The organism is Sphingobium sp. GW456-12-10-14-TSB1 (assembly GCF_059424385.1).
Map to the genome: position 1 here is coordinate 2892961 of NZ_JBWKZI010000001.1, position 16038 is coordinate 2908998.

Below are 16038 nucleotides of genomic sequence, written 5' to 3' on the forward strand. Positions count from 1 at the left end.
CTCGGCACTGGCTCGCCTTGATGCAAGCTGGACTTGCTCGCCGCCCCCGGGTTTTCCCGATTTCCCAGCATTCCTCAGGCTTTCGCGCGAGGCCCGGAACGCGGCGGCCTGAATATCCGGCCAAATCCGGCCACAGGGCTTGCACTACCGCTGCTGCCAGGTCGGTCATGGCCGTTCGCGCAATCCGGACGACGGCGCCTTCGATCTCAACTTCTATCGCAATATCGCTTCGCTCGCCGCGGTCGGCGACAACGGGCACAAACATCGGCTCCGCTTCCATCGCGCCATGCTGGGCGCCCAGCGAGTAGCGCAGCTCACGGCGCCAGGTGTAACAGCCGCTGCCAATTCGATGGCCTCGAGCAGATTAATGTACGACCGCTTTCAAGGAGCTCTGAGTGCGCCCGCTACGTCCGTTATCGGGGCGGGAACCGAAGTCTACGAACGGTGTAACAGTCATCGATCTTGCTATGTAATGTTGGCTCGCGGCCCTGACGCCCGATGGCCGCCAAGCAATTAGCATAGAACAAATAGAAAACAAACCCTTGCGCTCACGCCTCGCCGCAAGCTATCGAATGGCTTCGAAATTCGATGCAAGGATGATGTCCATGGCGTGGAAAGGCGCGCGTAACGCCGAGATTGAAAAGCTTCATAGCGAAGGCGCGAGCTATGCCGCGCTGGCCCGTCAGTTCGAATTGTCGCCATCGCGCGTGCAACAAATCATCGCCAACACGAGGCGGATGCGCAAAAAGTTGCAGGCCCGTCTGGATGCGCCGCTGCGGCACGCGACATGAGCGCATTGTTTACGCCGACTGACGGCAAACCCCGCTGTCTTTGGTGCGCAGCGTCACCCGGCTATATCGCCTATCACGACCATGAATGGGGCTTTCCGGTCGATGACGATCGCCGTCTGTTCGAGAAGCTGAGCCTCGAAGGCTTCCAGTCCGGCCTGTCGTGGCGCACCATCCTCACCAAGCGCGAGAATTTCCGCACCGCCTTTGCCGGTTTCGATTTCTACGAGGTTGCAACTTTCACCGAAGCCGATGTCGAACGACTGCTCCAGGATGCCGGCATCGTGCGCCATCGCGGCAAGATCGAAGCGACCATCAACAATGCCCGCCGCGCCCAGGAACTGGTGCGCGAAACAGGCTCGCTTGCCGCTTATGTTTGGAGCTTCGAACCACGAGGCGAGGACGCTCCCTATGTCGCTTCGACCTCACCGGCGTCCGTTAGCATGTCAAAGGATTTGAAGAAGCGTGGATGGGCCTTTGTCGGCCCGACCACGGTCCATGCCTTCATGCAGGCTATGGGTCTCATCAATGATCATGCGGAGGGCTGCATCACCCGCGCGAAAGTGGAGCAAGTGCGGGCCGGGTTCGTGCGGCCGGGCTGATCGCATCGGCATCGCGTCATCGCCCACGCGGCGGCAAGAAGCCATATGGCTGCATTGCACGGCGCAGAACGGCCAACATTCGGCTTCGGGTTGCAAATGCGAGACATCGTAGCATCCCGCTGGATCCGCAGCGCCCCTATGGTGCGGCGCGCACGGATGGGCCTCGAGCAGGGCGCCATGGGCACCGGTGCGAAAGGTCGGTGGTAGCGAACCGTCAGTACCCGCCTTCGCCGGCAAGCTGTGGCCAAGCGATAGTTCTTTCGGCGCTGGAGACCAACCCCTCCTTGTCGCCTGCATGCGATCCTCGGGTGCCTTATGCCGTCAACCCCGCGAGGGGGTTCCCCTTCGCTTGCGCTGCGGTGACGTCGGCAACCGGGCTCTCCTTTGGGCGCCATCGGGGATGGTCCCCGAGCAACCGAAGGAGTTTTGTCATGGCCACTATCGCTAACCTCACCGTGAAGAACGACGGCAGCCTCGAAGGCACGCTCGCCACCCTCAGCGTTTCGGCGCCGATCTCCATCATCCCCAACGCCCGCAAGGCCAAGGAATCCGAACCCGATTATCGCATCATCAGCCGCAAGAATGGCTTCGAGCTGGGCGCAGGCTGGAACCGCTTCTCGCAGAATACCGGCGCCGAATATGTCTCGGTCTCGCTGTCCGCGCCTGAGTTCGGCACCATTTACGGCAATATTGCCAACGCGCCCGGTGACGACCCGACGAAGAAGGTCATCATCTGGAACCCGCCGGCCTGATCCCGCTACGGCCCCGCCCTCGGGCGGGGCCGATCCCCTTTTCCCACGATCAGGAAATACCGGGACAGGCCGAAGCCTGTCCCGGTATCACTGTGCTTAACCGTTAAGCTTGTCCTTCACGGCTTTGGCGGGCGCGAAAGTCAGCTTTTTCGATGCTGCGATCTGGATCGTCTCGCCATTTGAAGGATTGCGGCCTTCACGCGCCGGACTGTCCTTTACCTTGAACTTGCCGAAGCTGTTCAGCGAGATTTCTTCGCCCTTCGCCGCCGCGTCCACGATGGCGGTGAAGACACCATCGACATATTTGCGCGCGTCGGACTTGGTAATGCCGTTCGAGGCGGCAAGGGCATCGGCCAGGTCGTTGTTATTCACGAATATCACTCCACTTTTCAAAACTGTCCGCCCCGAACCGAATCGCATCGTCGCAGACGGTCCGGCACCCTAAGCAGCAGTCGCTTCGCGGTCATCTTCCATCGCGCATCATGCCGGTCAGCAGCATCAGGCTCCCACTCGCTGCGGCCGCAGAAAGTTCATCTCAGTCGATGTGAGTTTCCAGCCAAACGACGAGGTGGCAGCGGAGAGCCCTGGCCCCGTCCGGCAAGCGAATACCACCACCGCTCGGGTGAGGTGCTGATCCCTGTGGCCGAAATCCGGCCTCCGTCAATCAACCCATAAAGGGTCCGCTACGCGTGCGCGTGCGGCCGCTTGGACGAGCCGGCGCGGTGATTGCGGCCAGACCCCGGCCGCCGGGGCACCTGTCGAGCGGAGATGGTCTTCGCTTGCCGAACAGGAGTTCGCGTGATGCCGCTTTCCACCGCCCAGTCGCTCGCCTGGAACCTCGCGAAAACACTGATGACGGTCATCGTCCTTATCAGGACCGACGACGGCTACGCGGTGATGCCTTGGGACGAGTTCGACGGCAATCCAGCCCAAGTGGTACATGAATATGACCCATTCCCATCCTGATCGGTGGATCAACTCGCTTCCCGGCCGAAGACAGATTTCTGTTTTGGTCGGTGCTTCCATGCGCTACTCCAATGGACGCAACATAGCGCTGTGGAGGTGGTGGCGAGCGCGTCCGACGATTCACGTTTCGAAAGGACGCTCTTCATGACTATTTTTCTCGTTTTCGGCTTATTCGCCGGCCTTTACCTCCTCTGGCTGCTCTTCCGTCTCGCCACTTATGCGCTACCGGGCGCCGCCGGTATCAGCCTCGCATTCTGGATGCGCGATCACGACTATGGCTATCTCGCCGCCATTCTTGGCGGCTTCGCGGCGGGTGTCGCGGTGCTTATCATCGGCCAGTTTCTCTTCACGATCATCCGCTCGCCGATCGTCAGGCTGGCCATAGCGCTACTGTTCGCCATCCCCGCTGGCATTGCCGGCTATCATGCCGTCCTAGGCGTGGTCGGGCTGGCGATCGATCCGGGCGTGATGCGCTCGTCGCTGAGTTGGTTCGGCGGTTTCACCATCGCGGTCACCGCATGGATGCGGCTCGCCCGCTTCGAGATTCCAGGACCGGCGCAGGCCGCCGCGGGTACTCCCGCAACGACGGCGCGGTAACGATCCGGATATCCGCCGCCCGACCGAAGCCAGGTTTGTTCCCTGCGTAGCTGTCCCATGCGGAGCCGGTTTTAGACCAGATCATGCCTTTCGGCCGCTATGCTGCTGATGGGAAGGAGGCAGATCGCTGGATTGCGCTGGCGGGGCGGTCGATAGTCTGGTGTCTTTCCCGGCGCTTGGAACCGGCATACGCCAGATCGGTGGCGGGCACCCGATGCGATGCCTTTGGCGATACTGACAGTGCCAGCGCTGAGCCGAGGCGATCCTTCAGCGCCCGTTCACCCGAATCCCCGATGCCCAAGTCTTGGCCAATGCTGTTCTCCGGATCCTGCGCCGCGCCAAGCACGGCCTCGTGTCGATGCGCTCTATGCCGTCAGGCCGCTGGCGCTCGCCCGTCTTGCCGCAACGGCTCGGGCTGGACTTTCTTCCCCCGGCGTGCCGCCGTTCCTCGCGAGCCAAGAAAGTCCGGCCCAAGCCGTCCTCCGCTTCGCTACGGGCCTTCGGCTGCGGCGCCGTTCGCCTGCCGCCTCGTCCAGCACATCGAGGCCGCGATTGGCGTGGCCCCGAAGTGAAAGGAACACACATCATGGCAAAGATCGGCAGCTTCAAGAAGGTCTCGGGCGAATTCCGGGGCCAGATCGTCACCCTCTCAGTTCAGGCCAAGTCGGTTCGCATCGTAGCGGACGAACAGGCCAGCGGTAATGCGCCCAGCCACCGGGTTTATGTCGGCGATGCGGAGGTCGGTGCGGCCTGGAGCAAGCGGACCAGCGACGACCGGCCCTATCTCTCGGTCAAGCTCGATGATCCCATCTTCGTCGCTCCCATCTTCGCGCAGCTCTTCGCAGGCGAGGACGGCGAACATGACCTGGTCTGGAACCGCCCCGCCCGCCGCGAACGCGACTGACGCCCGCAGCGATCCGCCGGCTCCTGGCGAGCCGGCGGATATCCCCATAAATGGGGATCCGCATCCCTAGTTGTTGGAATGGCCCGCAAAAACGTCAAACGACAGCCTGCACTCCTGCTTTCGGGGGAGCGCGCATGTCCGGCCAAACGCCAAGTGATGGCGATCGACGCCTTCTCGACAAGCCCGGATTTGCACAGGAGTTTCTGCGGCGCAATCCCCGCTATCGGTCCGATTATCAGAAGGTCATGCGCACGAGGCGGAGCTCCACCGAGGAGCAGGAGGTGATGGCCCGGCGCTGGGGCCTCGCCTTTCCCTTGCGCGCCTGGCTCGTTCGCGGCTGATGAACCAGCGCTCTGGCAGGCGTCGCTCGCGCCCACGACGGTCATCCTCGATACGGCGCCTCCCGGCTTTGCTGAAGCCGCGCCGTTGGATCTCGACGCCTGGCCGATCATCCTTGCCGACCGCGCGCTCTCGACCGGCCGGCATCTCATCCTCGGCGACATCGACGGGCCGCACCGCCTCTGGGTCCGCGATCCGCTCAAGGGCAGCGCGCTTGCCTATGTGATCGTGCGCGATGACGCGATCGATCTGCGGCACGCAGCAGCGCAGCGGCTCGATCGGCGTCTGGCAGGTGCCCCGCCCATGCGCCTGCCGTCCGGCTTCGCGCCGACACCGTTCCAGCGGCGGCGACTCGGAATGCTTCTCGACATTCTCGATGTCGTTCTCGGCCGCGAGCGGACCGGGGTCACGACCCACGAGATCGCCCGCCGCCATGTCTATCCTGCCATGACCATCGGCCGCGGCAATGAGTGGAAATCGTCCGCCGAGCGCCGCCGCACCCAGCGCCTGATCGACGAAGCGCTCGCGCTTATGAACGGGGGATACCGCGCCTTGCTGCGTGGCTGATCCCGCCGGTGCGACAAAAATGCATGGGCCAAAACAGCCGCTCCATCCCGACGCTCCTGCTCCGCCACTTTCCTCCAGTCCGGTCGATCGCCGCCGTGCGTGATCCCGGTTTCGATGGAGGAACATCATGGAGCAAGCAGCACCGCGCTCGCCGCAATTTCTGAAGACACCCGATGCCGCCGCGCGGCTCGGCCTTTCCCCGCGTACCCTCGAAAAGCACCGCTGCTATGGGACCGGCCCCAATTTCCACAAGCTGGGCGGCCGCGTCGTCTATTCGATCGACGCGCTCGACGCCTGGGCGGAACTTGGCCGGCGGCGCTCGACCTCCGATCCGGGCACCGGCATCTGCCTTCCCGCCAAGCGGTTCGACGTGCAGCCGGAGCGTTGAGGCCGTGCCAAGTCGCCCATCATCCTCTGCTGTGACAAAGGTCGAGCGCACGCAGCTTGACCTGTTCCGCTCGGTGCCAGCCAATCCGGCGCCGCGCGATGCTCAGGATCTCATGTCCTGGCCTTTCTTCAGCCTCGCCAAATCGCGGCGGGTCGCCCCGATCGATTTCCGCATGGGTGAGACTTGGATTTCGGTCGAAGCCGTGCCCGACCATGGCATGGCAACTATCTGGGACGCCGACATCCTGATCTGGGCGGCGAGCCAGCTCGTCGAGGCACGCGATGCCGGACGGCCGACTTCGCGGCTCATGGCGACAACCCCGCATGAGATACTGACCTATATTCGGCGCGGCACCGGCCGCGACAATTATGACCGCCTCAAAGCCGCGCTGGACCGGCTGCAATCGACGACCGTCGCCACATCGATCCGCCAGCAGCATCAGCGCCGCCGCCATCGTTTCTCGTGGATCAACGAGTGGCAGGAGCGGCTCGACGCGCAAGGGCGGCCGCTCGGGATCGAGCTGATCCTGGCCGACTGGTTCTATGCGGGCGTGCTCGACCGCGCGCTCGTGCTGACGATCGATCGCGCTTATTTCGATCTGACCGGCGGCCTTGAACGCTGGCTCTACCGGATCGTGCGCAAGCATGGCGGCCGCCAGGCGGCGGGCTGGAGCTTCGACTTCGAGCATTTGCATATGAAGTCGGGCGCGCTCTCGCCATTGAAGCGCTTCGCCTTCGAGTTGCGCGCGATCGTGCGGCGTCAGCCGCTTCCCGGCTACACGCTCCGGATCGAACATGCCCTGGGCAAGGAGCGCCTCAATTTCGCGCCGGTTCCGGTCGATCCGCTCGATGCCGCCATGCGCCGGCTCAAGCTCCCGGCTTGTGGATAAGGTCCGTGCGAGTCGTCCTATCAGGAACCGCCGGAGTCGTCCTATCGGGAACCCGAGAGTCGTCCTATCAGGAACCGGCATGGCCCGGAGAGCCGCAGGAATCCGCGCAAAATCGTCGGCCCTCTAACCATCCTAATAGAGAAGAATATTTCATATTCTTCCTAACCCGGCGCGTGGCTGTGGATTTCGCGCGGCGCGCGCCGACGCCCGCATTGCCGCCACGCTGCGGCTCGACGGCAGATCGGCTGCACTTCGTTCCCCTCCCCGGAGATGTTCCATGAACCACCCGCATGCCCGTGGGCGTGTCCGCTCGGATGCTGTGCCATCGCTTCGCAGCGCCCGCACCGAGATCGAACTGATCTGGATCGAGAAGCGGCTCGAGCATTGGATCCGTTTCGGCCGGATCGCGTCAGAGCGCATCGTCAGCCGCAAGACACGCATCGTGGCCTTCCGGCCCGATGCCGTCGTCGCGTTCGTGCGCTGGTCGGCCAACGACTTCGGCACCATCCATTCGCGTATCGACATCTTGCGCGCGGTTCGTCCGGGCGAGGCCTATACCACCGCACCCTTCGTGCGGCCGGGCGGTGAGTTGCTGCTCTCGATCCAGGGCTGGCCGAAGGTCCGCAAGGTGCTCGAGGTCATCGACAGGATCGAGGCGGAAGGCCTCGATCCCTGCGACATCGCGCCCGAGCATTGGCGGCATGTCCATAACCGCCTGAGCGCAGGCGAACCGGCGCGCGCCTATACGGTGGAACGCCATCGGGCGTGGCTCAAGCGCAAGGCGCTGGGTCAATGAGCCGCCGTGCGCTCTCGCGGTTCGTGCCGCACATCGCCGGCGGCGTGATTGGCGTCACGCTGGTCGCGGCGGTTCTGCCACTGCCCAAGCTGCTGCTCTGGAACGCCAGCGCCAGTGCGCCCATCGGCCTTTATCGCGTCAATCCGTTTGCCCGACCGGCGATCGGCGACATGGTCGCCGTCGCGCCGCCACCCGCGCTCGCCCGGTTCATGGCCGAGCGCCATTATCTGCCCGTCGGCGTGCCGCTGCTCAAGCATGTCGCCGCGCATCCGGGCGCGCTGATCTGCCGCGGCGATGGGGCGGTAACGATCGACGGGCGCACCGTTGCGGTCGCGCGCGCGTCCGACAGCCATGGCCGACCATTGCCGGTTTGGCGCGGCTGCCGCGTCCTCAGGACCGACGAACTGTTCCTGCTCAATGCTGCGCAAGACAGCCTCGACGGGCGCTATTTCGGGCCGATCCCCGCCTCCGGCCTGATCGGCCGCGCGTCACCCCTCCTTACCCGCGACACGCCTGCCGCGCCGCTGCGCTGGCGTTCCATTCACGCGGGTAACGCACTTCCCACCAGCAATGAAGGAGCAGTTTCATGCAGATAGGTTGCTTCACCCAGGACCGCGACGGCTTCGTCGGCCGTCTACGCACGCTCACGCTCGATGTCGCGCTGCGGCTCGTGCCGACCGGCTTCACCGGGCACGGCCGCGCGCCGGACTGGCGCGTCCATCTCCCCGACGCCAGCGCGCCCGAAGGCATTGGTCCCGAGGTCGGATCGGGCTGGAACCATGACGGCAAAGCCGGCGCCTTCGTCGCGGTCCAGCTCGATTGTCCGGGCTTTGCCCGCCCGATCCGCGCCAATCTCCTGCGTTCCAATCGCGGCGATGACGGCCATGTCCTGCTCTGGTCGCCGCGCCTGCGGCGTCCGAAAGCGGAGTGAACCGTGCGCATCCGCTTCGCGTCGCGCTGCAGGTCCTGCGCCGTTCGCCTCGCTGGCGCATCGGCCTTGACCGGCACACTCGCCTCCCTATTTTCGGCCACGGCCGCGCTGGCCACCGTGCCTGCCGCTGCCGCGACGGCGCATCCCTACGCCGTTCATGTTGCCGAAGCCGCACAGCGCTTCGGCATTCCCGAGGCATGGATCTGGGCGGTGATGCGCGCCGAGAGCAACGGCGATCCGGCGGCGATCTCGCGCGCCGGCGCCATGGGCCTCATGCAGATCATGCCCGGTACCTGGGCTGGTCTGACCGCGCGCTATGGCCTTGGCGACAATCCATGGGACGAGCGCGCCAACATTCACGCTGGCGCGGCCTATCTGCGCGAGATGATCGATCGATATCATGACCTGCCCACCGCGCTTGCCGCCTATAACGCTGGTCCGGGCCGTGTCGACGACTGGCGCCAGCGCGGCCGCCCGCTCCCCGCCGAGACCATCGCCTATGCCGCGCAGTTCGCGCCGAACCTCGGCACCTCCGGCATCGCTTCGCCCGCCGTCGTGCCTGCGGTTCCACGCGCACCGGCTACGCCATCCTGGCGCGACGCGGCGCTGTTCGTGCTGCGCGGCGACGGCGCATCGGACGGCAACGAAACCGCCGCCGATCCCGCGCCCATCGCGCAGCGGGACAGCATCTCCTCTGCGCCTGTCTCGCCGCCTTCGGGCCTCCCGCCACGCCCTACATCGTCCGGTTCGCACGGTCTCTTCGTCCCGCTTTCCGGACGGAGCGAACAATGAGCGGCCATGGCGTTCTCTGGCGTCGTCAGGCGTGGGATTTACTGCGTTGGAGAACGGGCCAACGCACTGGAATCGAAGGGAAACGTCGATGGCGAGATAAAAGACGCGCCACCTGTGGGGCGTCATGTGGTTGTAAGTCACGGAGATTTTCAGGTGGCACCGGATCGAGCCGGGTGGCGCGATTTTCCGATTATGGCGTGATTTCAAAGGGTCGGCGGGTGGCAGCATCGATTCCGGGGCCGCGATGACCACCGGCGACGATGATTTCCGGGTTCGGCCGGGAAGGAGCCGCGACGTTGGCAAGGGATCGGGCCGCAAGGTTCAGAGCCTCGCGGCTCAGGTGCGCCGGGCGGCCGCCAAGGCGGGCTATAGCCGGCGGGGACCGTCGCGCGGCAGGGGCACCGGACGTCATGGCCGCGGTCGCATTGCGCGGCTGCGCACTCGCACTCAAGCCAATGCCCGGCGCGTCGTCATCAAGGCCCGTGTGGTCAGGCACAAGGGCTCGAAGTTTCGCGCGGCGCCGCTCGCCCGACATATCGCCTACCTCAAGCGCGATGGCGTGACGCGCGACGGTCGCGACGCCAGCCTGTTCGATGCTCGCTCCGACCAGGCGGACGGTGACGCCTTCGCCGGGCGCTGCGAAGACGATCGACACCATTTTCGCTTCATCGTTTCGCCCGAGGATGCAGGTCAGATGGCCGACCTCAAGGCGTTCACGCGCGAACTGATGGACGATTTGAGCGCCGATCTGGGCACCCGGCTCGACTGGGTGGCGGTCGATCACTGGAACACCGACAATCCTCATATCCATGTCCTCGTGCGAGGCGTCGACGAGACCGGTGCCGATCTCGTCATCGACCGCGACTATATTCGCGAAGGCATGCGCGCCCGCGCCGAGGAGCGCGTCACGATGGAACTCGGGCCGCGCAGCGAACAGGAGATCCGCGCCGCCCTGGAGCGGGAAGTCGATGCCGATCGCTGGACGAGCCTCGATCGCCGTCTGCAGCGCATGGCTGATGAGATGGCCGGCATGGTCGATCTGCGCCCGGGCGGTGGCGACGATCCCGAAATGCGCCGCCTGCTGATCGGCCGTGCCGGCAAGCTCGAACGGCTGGGGCTGGCTGACCGCGAGGGGCCGGCGGTATGGTCATTGAAATCCGGCGCGGAAGAGACGCTGCGCGACCTCTCCATCCGCACCGACATCATCAAGACCATGCACCGGGCAATGAGCGACAGCGGCCGTGTGCCCGATACCGGCCGCTTCGCGCTCCATGGTGAAGCTCCGGCCGATCCTATCATCGGCCGCCTGGTCGAGCGCGGTCTGCACGACGAACTGGCGGGCACGGCCTATGCAGTGATCGACGGCGCCGACGGACGAACGCATCATCTGCGCTTCGACGATATGGAGATGACCGGCGACGCCAGACCCGGGGCGATTGTCGAAACGCGGAGCTGGCAGGACGCCAGGGGCAATGCACGCCTGTCGCTGGCGACCCGCTCTGACCTGACGCTAGCCGAACAGGTGAACGCGCCCGGCGCCACTTGGCTCGATCGCCAACTCATCGCTCGCGAGCCGGTCGCAGCCGGCACCGGCTTCGGGCTCGAAATCCGCGAGGCGATGGAAGCGCGCGCCATCCGTCTCGAAGGCGCCGGGCTCGCGCAGCGGCGTGGGGCTGGCTTCCTCTTCGCGCGCGACCTGATCACGACCCTCAAGGGCAATGAGCTCAGCCAGGAAATCGACGCCATCGCCCGGCGTACTGGCCTTGCCCATCGGCCATCGGCGGCCGGCGACTATGTGAGCGGCGTATATCGCGAGCGGGTGACGCTCGCCTCGAGCCGGTTCGCGATGATCGACGATGGGCTCGGTTTCCAGCTCGTCCCCTGGCGGCCGGTACTCGACCAGCATCTGGGCAAGCATGTCAGCGGTACGATGATGCCGGGCGGTGGCGTCGACTGGTCGCTCGGCCGCGGACGGGGGCTTGGCCTATGAAGGTCAATGACGGCGTGGCCGCCCCGGAGACCGTCCCTTGACCTTGGGAAAGAACGGATCACTCGCCGACATCAAATCCGCTGCGAATCAGGTCCATGATCCGCACCGCCATGCTGCGGTTCGGATCGAAAGGAAGGTCTTCGAAACCGAAGTTCCGATAGAAGTCGCGCACCCCATCATCGAGCGGATGGGTAATAACACAGAAGCATCCGATGCTCCGTGAAAGACTCACGGCGGTCGTAAGCGCGAACAGCATGAGCGACCGGGCATAGCCACGACCCTGATGATCGCGATCGACCGCGAGCTGCCCCAGAAGCAATGCGGGCAGCGGGTCGGGACGATTGCGCTGATCGGCCTTCGGGACAAAGGCGCGCTCTATCTGGGCCGCCGACAGGCTGACATAGCCGACGACCCGCCCCGTCACGGAATCACAGATCACGCTGGTCCGCGAAACGCCTGACTGCTGATTGCGCCACGCATTTCGGCGGAACCACTGGTTAAGAGAGTCCCGCCCGCAGTCGAATGCATCGCGATCATCTTCCTTCGCCAGCGGACGGGGTGGCGTCAGCCTTCCCATGCAGGACGCGACGAGGCGAGCTTGCGGAGCGCCTCGATCTGCCTCGGTTCGGCATGAACCCAGGCTTCGAACCTTTCCCAATCTTCAACCGGGATCACGACCTGCCGCTGTTCGAGCAAATCCTGCTCGGCCGCCTCGACCGCCTTGCGGCGGATGAAGTCGCTGAGGTTTGTGCGTGCCGCCTGCGCTGCCGCTTCGAGCATTGCCCGCTCCGCCGGGTTGACGCGAACACTGAGTATGGCTGGTGATGCTTTGGCCATGATGGCACTCCTTTGTGTATGACAATAGCATACGCGCACCGTCCTTTCAATGAATGCCTTGTCCCGGTCACGAGGTCGGAAGCTCCTCGCAGTGGCGAGCCGAAATGGCTGGCCCCGCAATCCCAATGCTCAGCCATCCAGCCTCGGGGCTGGCGGCTACGCCATTCCCTGTCTTTCCTCGCCAGTCTGCTACACTTGTAAATCCTCATTGAATCGCCGTGTTTCCTGCGTCTCTTGATTAGCTCCACCGCGTCGGCGGCTGGCGCCGGCGCTCATCAAGGGTGCCATTATGTCCGCTACCAAAATCCTTTGGGGCCAGGTCATCGCCGTCTTCGGCGTAACGCTGACCGGCATCTGGGCGGCAACCCAATGGACCGCGCACGCACTCGCCTATCAACCCGAACTGGGCGAGCCGTGGTTCTCGCTGGGGTCATGGCCGATCTATCCGCCGCCGGCCTTCTTCTGGTGGTGGTTCGCGTTCGACGCCTATGCGCCGAAGATATTCGAGACCGGCGCGTTGATCGCGGTATCTGGCGCGATGGCCGGTATCGTGATCGCGATCGCCATGTCGGTCTGGCGGGCAAAGGAAGTGAAGAAGGCCGAAACCTATGGTTCAGCGCGCTGGGCGAGCGAACGTGAAGTGCGGCGGGTGAAGATGCTCGGCGACGATGGTGTCGTTCTCGGCCACTTCGCGCAGCGCTATCTGCGCCACGATGGTCCCGAGCATGTTCTGTGCTTTGCGCCGACCCGGTCGGGCAAGGGCGTCGGTCTCGTCATACCGTCGCTCCTCACTTGGCCGGGAAGCTGCATCGTCCACGACATCAAGGGCGAGAACTGGCAGCTCACCTCCGGTTTTCGCTCCCGCCATGGCCGAGTTCTGCTGTTCGATCCCACCAATCCGGCCAGCGCCGCCTATAATCCGCTGCTCGAGGTCCGGAAGGGCGAGTGGGAGGTGCGCGATGTCCAGAATGTCGCCGACGTGCTGGTCGATCCGGAAGGAAGCCTCGAGAAGCGCAACCATTGGGAGAAGACCAGCCATGCGCTGCTGGTCGGCGCGATCCTCCATGTCCTCTATGCCGAAGAGGACAAAACGCTCGCCGGCGTCGCCGCCTTCCTCTCCGATCCGCGCCGTCCGATCGAAACGACGCTGCGCGCGATGATGACGACGCCGCACTTGGGCGGGTCCGGGGTTCATCCTGTCGTTGCCAGCGCGGCGCGCGAACTGCTCAACAAGTCGGAGAACGAACGCTCGGGCGTGCTCAGCACCGCCATGTCGTTCCTTGGCCTCTATCGCGATCCGATCGTGGCGAGGGTAACGCGCGCTTGTGATTGGCGCATCGCTGATCTCGTCGATGGGCCGGTGCCGGTCTCGCTCTATCTGGTCATCCCGCCCTCCGACATCAGTCGCACCAAGCCGCTCATCCGCCTGATCCTCAACCAGGTCGGCCGGCGACTGACCGAGGAGCTGAATCCCAAGGGCCGTCCGCATCGCCTGCTGCTCATGCTCGATGAATTTCCCGCGCTCGGGCGGCTCGACTTCTTCGAAAGCGCGCTCGCCTTCATGGCAGGCTATGGGATCAAGGCCTTCCTCATCGCCCAGAGCCTCAACCAGATCGAGAAGGCTTATGGGCAGAACAATGCCATCCTCGACAATTGCCATGTCCGCGTCGCCTTCGCGACCAATGACGAGCGCACCGCCAAGCGGATCTCGGATGCGCTCGGCACCGCCACCGAAATGCGAGCGATGAAAAACTATGCCGGGCACAGGCTTTCGCCCTGGCTCGGACATTTGATGGTCTCGCGAACCGAGACGGCGCGCCCCTTACTCACGCCTGGCGAGATCATACAGCTATCCTCGGAGGAGGAGATTGTCATGGTGGGGGGCGTACCGCCAATCCGGGCTATGAAGGCACGCTACTTCACCGATCCGCGCTTTACCGCGCGGTTGCTGCCGCCACCGACACCCAAACCACTCGATCCGAAGCGACGGTCCAAGGATGACTGGTCCACGCTCATACCGGTGAATGCGCCGTCAGCCCCATCCTCCGATCATGCCGCGGCTGATGACGGGGCCGGGAAGGCGGAAGCCGATGATGCGGAGCCGCAAGGCACCCGGGAAGGCGATCAGGCTGACGCTGCCGCCGACGCAGCCAATGCTGGCATCCGCCGCGAGCCCGATCTTGGCGAGCATGAGGAAATCGTTCCTCCCACAAAGGACATGTCTGGGCAAGAAACGCCCGATGAAGACAATCAGGATGAGGATGCCGCCCGGGCGAAACGCGAGGCGGAGCGGACCATGCGCCGCAATGCCCGTAATGCGTCGCTCGACCCGGATGACGGGATCGTGCTGTGAGCGGAGGCCACGTCAAGCGCAGCATCCGGCTGCGGACTGATCTGGCGCGCCGGCTCGCTGATCACGCCACCGCGCGGAACAGCAGCCAGGCCGCGATCATCGAGGCTGCGCTGGAGTCCTTCCTGTCGCCCGATGCTGCCGAGCGACTAGAAGCAGCACTTGCCCGCCGGCTCGACCGGCTGACCCGTGATCTTGGCCGCCTCGAATGGCATGTCGAACTGTCGAACGAGACTCTCGCGCTGTTTGTGCGAAACTGGCTCAATGCGACGCCATCGCTCCCGGATGGAGCGACGCAGGCCGCGAGGGCGCAGGGACGCGAGCGATGGGAGCGGTTCGTCGATATGCTGAACCGCCGCATGGAGCTTGGGCCGCGGTTCAGGAATGAGATCGCTGAAGATGTAACGAGGTCGACTCGGTCGGATCAGGACTTGGGTAACACCAGTGAATAGCTGGTGCTGCGCCCACCGGCCGGCTCCTTCTCAAGGATGCCGCGCCGGAGCAAATCGGTGATGTCGCGCAGGGCGGTATCGGACGATGCCTTGGTGATCGCCGCCCATTTGGCATTGGTCAACTTGCCCTCGAAGCCGTCCAGTAGCCGGTTGACGACCTTGCGCTGGCGTTCGTTCAAGGGCTGGCCCGCGACGGACTCCCAAAACCGCGCCTTGCGCATGACGTTGGCGAGGATGGTTTCAGCGCCGTCGAAGGCGCGATCCAGGCAGTCGATGAACCACAACAGCCAGGGCGTAATGTCGAGGTCACCCTTCTGCGCCCGCTCCAGCATGTCGTAATAGGCTTTGCGCTCGGTACGGATTTGCGACGACATGCTGTAGAAACGCTGTGCTGTCGCTTCCGCGCGCGCCAGCGCGAGGTCGGCGATGGCGCGGGCAATTCGTCCGTTGCCGTCATCGAAGGGGTGGATGGTGACAAACCATAGGTGCGCGATCCCGGCTTTCAGGACGGGGTCCGGCGCGGCTGTCTCGAACCAGTCGAGAAAGCGGGACATGTCTGCGTCGAGCCGCTCCGACGCGGGGGCTTCATAATGGACGCGCTCGCGGCCGATCGGCCCCGACACAACCTGCATCGGGCCAGCGTCGGCGGTGCGCCATGCGCCCACGGTGATGCGGCTCATGCCGCTGCGTCCGGTGGGGAACAGCGCCGCGTGCCAGCCGAACAGCCGTTCGGCGGTCAGGGGCTGTGCATAGTTCTGCGTGGCATCGATCATCATTTCCACGACGCCCTCGACGTTGCGATCCGCTTCCACCAAACCGCCGATGTCCATGCCGAGACGGCGGGCGATGGAAGAGCGCACCTGCTCCCTGTCCAGCACCTCGCCCTCGATCTCGCTGGATTTGATAACGTCCTCGGTGAGCGCTTGAAGCACGGCTTCTTCGCGTAGCGGGAATCCGAGCGCCTCCATATGGCCGATCAACCTTCCCTGTCGGTGGCGCACGGCGGCGAGCGGCTGGGCGAGTTGCTCGTCGCTCCAGCGCAAATTCGGCCAGTCCGGCAGTTCATGGATATAGGTCATAATCACCGCACTTTCTGCG

21 protein-coding genes are annotated in these 16038 nt (G+C 64.6%); 17 read left to right on the forward strand and 4 right to left on the reverse strand.

What is annotated here, in order from left to right; translation table 11 throughout:
• The first annotated feature begins 605 nt into the window (after nt 1-605).
• From AC07X9_RS14115 to AC07X9_RS14125, 3 genes are all read left to right on the forward strand, one after another.
• Nucleotides 606-791: a hypothetical protein gene (locus tag AC07X9_RS14115; RefSeq protein ID WP_140159596.1), complete on the forward strand. Its 186-nt coding sequence runs from the start codon at nt 606-608 to the stop codon at nt 789-791.
• On the forward strand, nt 788-1390 hold the full coding sequence (locus AC07X9_RS14120; RefSeq protein WP_086485849.1) for a DNA-3-methyladenine glycosylase I: 603 nt from the start codon (nt 788-790) through the stop codon (nt 1388-1390). Before AC07X9_RS14115 ends, AC07X9_RS14120 begins: the two co-directional genes overlap by 4 nt.
• A 431-nt stretch (nt 1391-1821) precedes the next feature.
• Nucleotides 1822-2142 (forward strand): DUF736 domain-containing protein, encoded by a 321-nt coding sequence (locus AC07X9_RS14125; RefSeq protein ID WP_086485850.1) that lies wholly within the window; start codon nt 1822-1824, stop codon nt 2140-2142.
• A gap of 96 nt (nt 2143-2238) precedes the next feature.
• Here the strand turns inward: AC07X9_RS14125 and AC07X9_RS14130 are convergent, their stop codons facing one another.
• Entirely contained in the window at nt 2239-2514 is a 276-nt protein-coding gene (locus tag AC07X9_RS14130) for an HU family DNA-binding protein (protein WP_086485976.1), read from the reverse strand.
• A 429-nt stretch (nt 2515-2943) separates the two neighbouring features.
• On the opposite strand from AC07X9_RS14130, the gene AC07X9_RS14135 reads away from it, so the two are divergent.
• From AC07X9_RS14135 to AC07X9_RS14190, 12 genes are all read left to right on the forward strand, one after another.
• On the forward strand, nt 2944-3108 hold the full coding sequence (locus AC07X9_RS14135) for a hypothetical protein (RefSeq protein WP_170935532.1): 165 nt from the start codon (nt 2944-2946) through the stop codon (nt 3106-3108).
• Nucleotides 3109-3252: 144 nt separating this feature from the next.
• On the forward strand, nt 3253-3705 hold the full coding sequence (locus AC07X9_RS14140) for a hypothetical protein (RefSeq protein ID WP_086485977.1): 453 nt from the start codon (nt 3253-3255) through the stop codon (nt 3703-3705).
• Between the two features lie 586 nt (nt 3706-4291).
• Nucleotides 4292-4609 (forward strand): DUF736 domain-containing protein, encoded by a 318-nt coding sequence (locus AC07X9_RS14145; RefSeq protein ID WP_086485851.1) that lies wholly within the window; start codon nt 4292-4294, stop codon nt 4607-4609.
• A 134-nt stretch (nt 4610-4743) separates the two neighbouring features.
• Nucleotides 4744-4950, forward strand: a complete 207-nt coding sequence (locus AC07X9_RS14150; protein ID WP_086485852.1) for a transcriptional regulator domain-containing protein — start codon at nt 4744-4746, stop codon at nt 4948-4950.
• Nucleotides 4951-5035: 85 nt separating this feature from the next.
• Nucleotides 5036-5515 (forward strand): DUF2285 domain-containing protein, encoded by a 480-nt coding sequence (locus tag AC07X9_RS14155; protein WP_254908078.1) that lies wholly within the window; start codon nt 5036-5038, stop codon nt 5513-5515.
• Between the two features lie 127 nt (nt 5516-5642).
• Nucleotides 5643-5903, forward strand: coding sequence for a helix-turn-helix transcriptional regulator (locus AC07X9_RS14160; protein WP_086485853.1), 261 nt, complete (start codon nt 5643-5645; stop codon nt 5901-5903).
• Between the two features lie 31 nt (nt 5904-5934).
• Nucleotides 5935-6792 carry a replication initiator protein A gene (locus AC07X9_RS14165; RefSeq protein WP_441347665.1) on the forward strand — a complete coding sequence of 286 codons (858 nt, stop codon included), beginning with the start codon at nt 5935-5937 and terminating at the stop codon, nt 6790-6792.
• 277 nt (nt 6793-7069) lie between these two features.
• The gene (locus tag AC07X9_RS14170) at nt 7070-7588 is read left to right on the forward strand and encodes a DUF2840 domain-containing protein (RefSeq protein WP_086485855.1); all 519 of its coding nucleotides are present in this window, start codon (nt 7070-7072) and stop codon (nt 7586-7588) included.
• Complete coding sequence (locus tag AC07X9_RS14175; RefSeq protein ID WP_086485856.1) at nt 7585-8184, forward strand: S26 family signal peptidase; 600 nt, start codon at nt 7585-7587, stop codon at nt 8182-8184. Before AC07X9_RS14170 ends, AC07X9_RS14175 begins: the two co-directional genes overlap by 4 nt.
• Complete coding sequence (locus AC07X9_RS14180) at nt 8175-8519, forward strand: DUF736 domain-containing protein (protein ID WP_086485857.1); 345 nt, start codon at nt 8175-8177, stop codon at nt 8517-8519. Before AC07X9_RS14175 ends, AC07X9_RS14180 begins: the two co-directional genes overlap by 10 nt.
• Before the next feature lie 66 nt (nt 8520-8585).
• Complete coding sequence (locus AC07X9_RS14185; RefSeq protein WP_441347666.1) at nt 8586-9311, forward strand: lytic transglycosylase domain-containing protein; 726 nt, start codon at nt 8586-8588, stop codon at nt 9309-9311.
• Nucleotides 9312-9555: 244 nt separating this feature from the next.
• A complete protein-coding gene (locus AC07X9_RS14190; RefSeq protein WP_086485858.1) occupies nt 9556-11301 on the forward strand; it encodes a relaxase/mobilization nuclease domain-containing protein in 1746 nt (581 codons plus the stop codon).
• 58 nt (nt 11302-11359) lie between these two features.
• Here the strand turns inward: AC07X9_RS14190 and AC07X9_RS14195 are convergent, their stop codons facing one another.
• Both AC07X9_RS14195 and AC07X9_RS14200 read right to left on the reverse strand, forming a co-directional pair.
• Nucleotides 11360-11878 (reverse strand): GNAT family N-acetyltransferase, encoded by a 519-nt coding sequence (locus AC07X9_RS14195; protein WP_086485859.1) that lies wholly within the window; start codon nt 11876-11878, stop codon nt 11360-11362.
• Nucleotides 11866-12138 (reverse strand): type II toxin-antitoxin system TacA family antitoxin, encoded by a 273-nt coding sequence (locus tag AC07X9_RS14200; RefSeq protein ID WP_086485860.1) that lies wholly within the window; start codon nt 12136-12138, stop codon nt 11866-11868. The genes AC07X9_RS14195 and AC07X9_RS14200 overlap by 13 nt, the downstream gene beginning before the upstream one ends.
• Before the next feature lie 289 nt (nt 12139-12427).
• On the opposite strand from AC07X9_RS14200, the gene AC07X9_RS14205 reads away from it, so the two are divergent.
• Nucleotides 12428-14491 (forward strand): conjugal transfer protein TraG, encoded by a 2064-nt coding sequence (locus AC07X9_RS14205; protein WP_086485861.1) that lies wholly within the window; start codon nt 12428-12430, stop codon nt 14489-14491.
• On the forward strand, nt 14488-14940 hold the full coding sequence (locus AC07X9_RS14210; RefSeq protein ID WP_086485862.1) for a CopG family transcriptional regulator: 453 nt from the start codon (nt 14488-14490) through the stop codon (nt 14938-14940). The genes AC07X9_RS14205 and AC07X9_RS14210 overlap by 4 nt, the downstream gene beginning before the upstream one ends.
• Here the strand turns inward: AC07X9_RS14210 and AC07X9_RS14215 are convergent.
• Complete coding sequence (locus AC07X9_RS14215; protein ID WP_086485863.1) at nt 14913-16019, reverse strand: Fic family protein; 1107 nt, start codon at nt 16017-16019, stop codon at nt 14913-14915. The two genes, AC07X9_RS14210 and AC07X9_RS14215, sit on opposite strands and share 28 nt — an antisense overlap.
• Nucleotides 16020-16038 lie beyond the last annotated feature (19 nt).

Coding starts and splice junctions, on each gene's coding strand:
- AC07X9_RS14180 (WP_086485857.1), top strand. CDS start 8,175: ATGCAGATAGGTTGCTTCACCCAGGACCGCGACGGCTTCGTCGGCCGT.
- AC07X9_RS14190 (WP_086485858.1), top strand. CDS start 9,556: ATGACCACCGGCGACGATGATTTCCGGGTTCGGCCGGGAAGGAGCCGC.
- AC07X9_RS14200 (WP_086485860.1), bottom strand. CDS start 12,138: ATGGCCAAAGCATCACCAGCCATACTCAGTGTTCGCGTCAACCCGGCG.
- AC07X9_RS14175 (WP_086485856.1), top strand. CDS start 7,585: ATGAGCCGCCGTGCGCTCTCGCGGTTCGTGCCGCACATCGCCGGCGGC.
- AC07X9_RS14120 (WP_086485849.1), top strand. CDS start 788: ATGAGCGCATTGTTTACGCCGACTGACGGCAAACCCCGCTGTCTTTGG.
- AC07X9_RS14150 (WP_086485852.1), top strand. CDS start 4,744: ATGTCCGGCCAAACGCCAAGTGATGGCGATCGACGCCTTCTCGACAAG.
- AC07X9_RS14195 (WP_086485859.1), bottom strand. CDS start 11,878: ATGGGAAGGCTGACGCCACCCCGTCCGCTGGCGAAGGAAGATGATCGC.
- AC07X9_RS14140 (WP_086485977.1), top strand. CDS start 3,253: ATGACTATTTTTCTCGTTTTCGGCTTATTCGCCGGCCTTTACCTCCTC.
- AC07X9_RS14145 (WP_086485851.1), top strand. CDS start 4,292: ATGGCAAAGATCGGCAGCTTCAAGAAGGTCTCGGGCGAATTCCGGGGC.
- AC07X9_RS14215 (WP_086485863.1), bottom strand. CDS start 16,019: ATGACCTATATCCATGAACTGCCGGACTGGCCGAATTTGCGCTGGAGC.
- AC07X9_RS14115 (WP_140159596.1), top strand. CDS start 606: ATGGCGTGGAAAGGCGCGCGTAACGCCGAGATTGAAAAGCTTCATAGC.
- AC07X9_RS14160 (WP_086485853.1), top strand. CDS start 5,643: ATGGAGCAAGCAGCACCGCGCTCGCCGCAATTTCTGAAGACACCCGAT.
- AC07X9_RS14135 (WP_170935532.1), top strand. CDS start 2,944: ATGCCGCTTTCCACCGCCCAGTCGCTCGCCTGGAACCTCGCGAAAACA.
- AC07X9_RS14170 (WP_086485855.1), top strand. CDS start 7,070: ATGAACCACCCGCATGCCCGTGGGCGTGTCCGCTCGGATGCTGTGCCA.
- AC07X9_RS14125 (WP_086485850.1), top strand. CDS start 1,822: ATGGCCACTATCGCTAACCTCACCGTGAAGAACGACGGCAGCCTCGAA.
- AC07X9_RS14205 (WP_086485861.1), top strand. CDS start 12,428: ATGTCCGCTACCAAAATCCTTTGGGGCCAGGTCATCGCCGTCTTCGGC.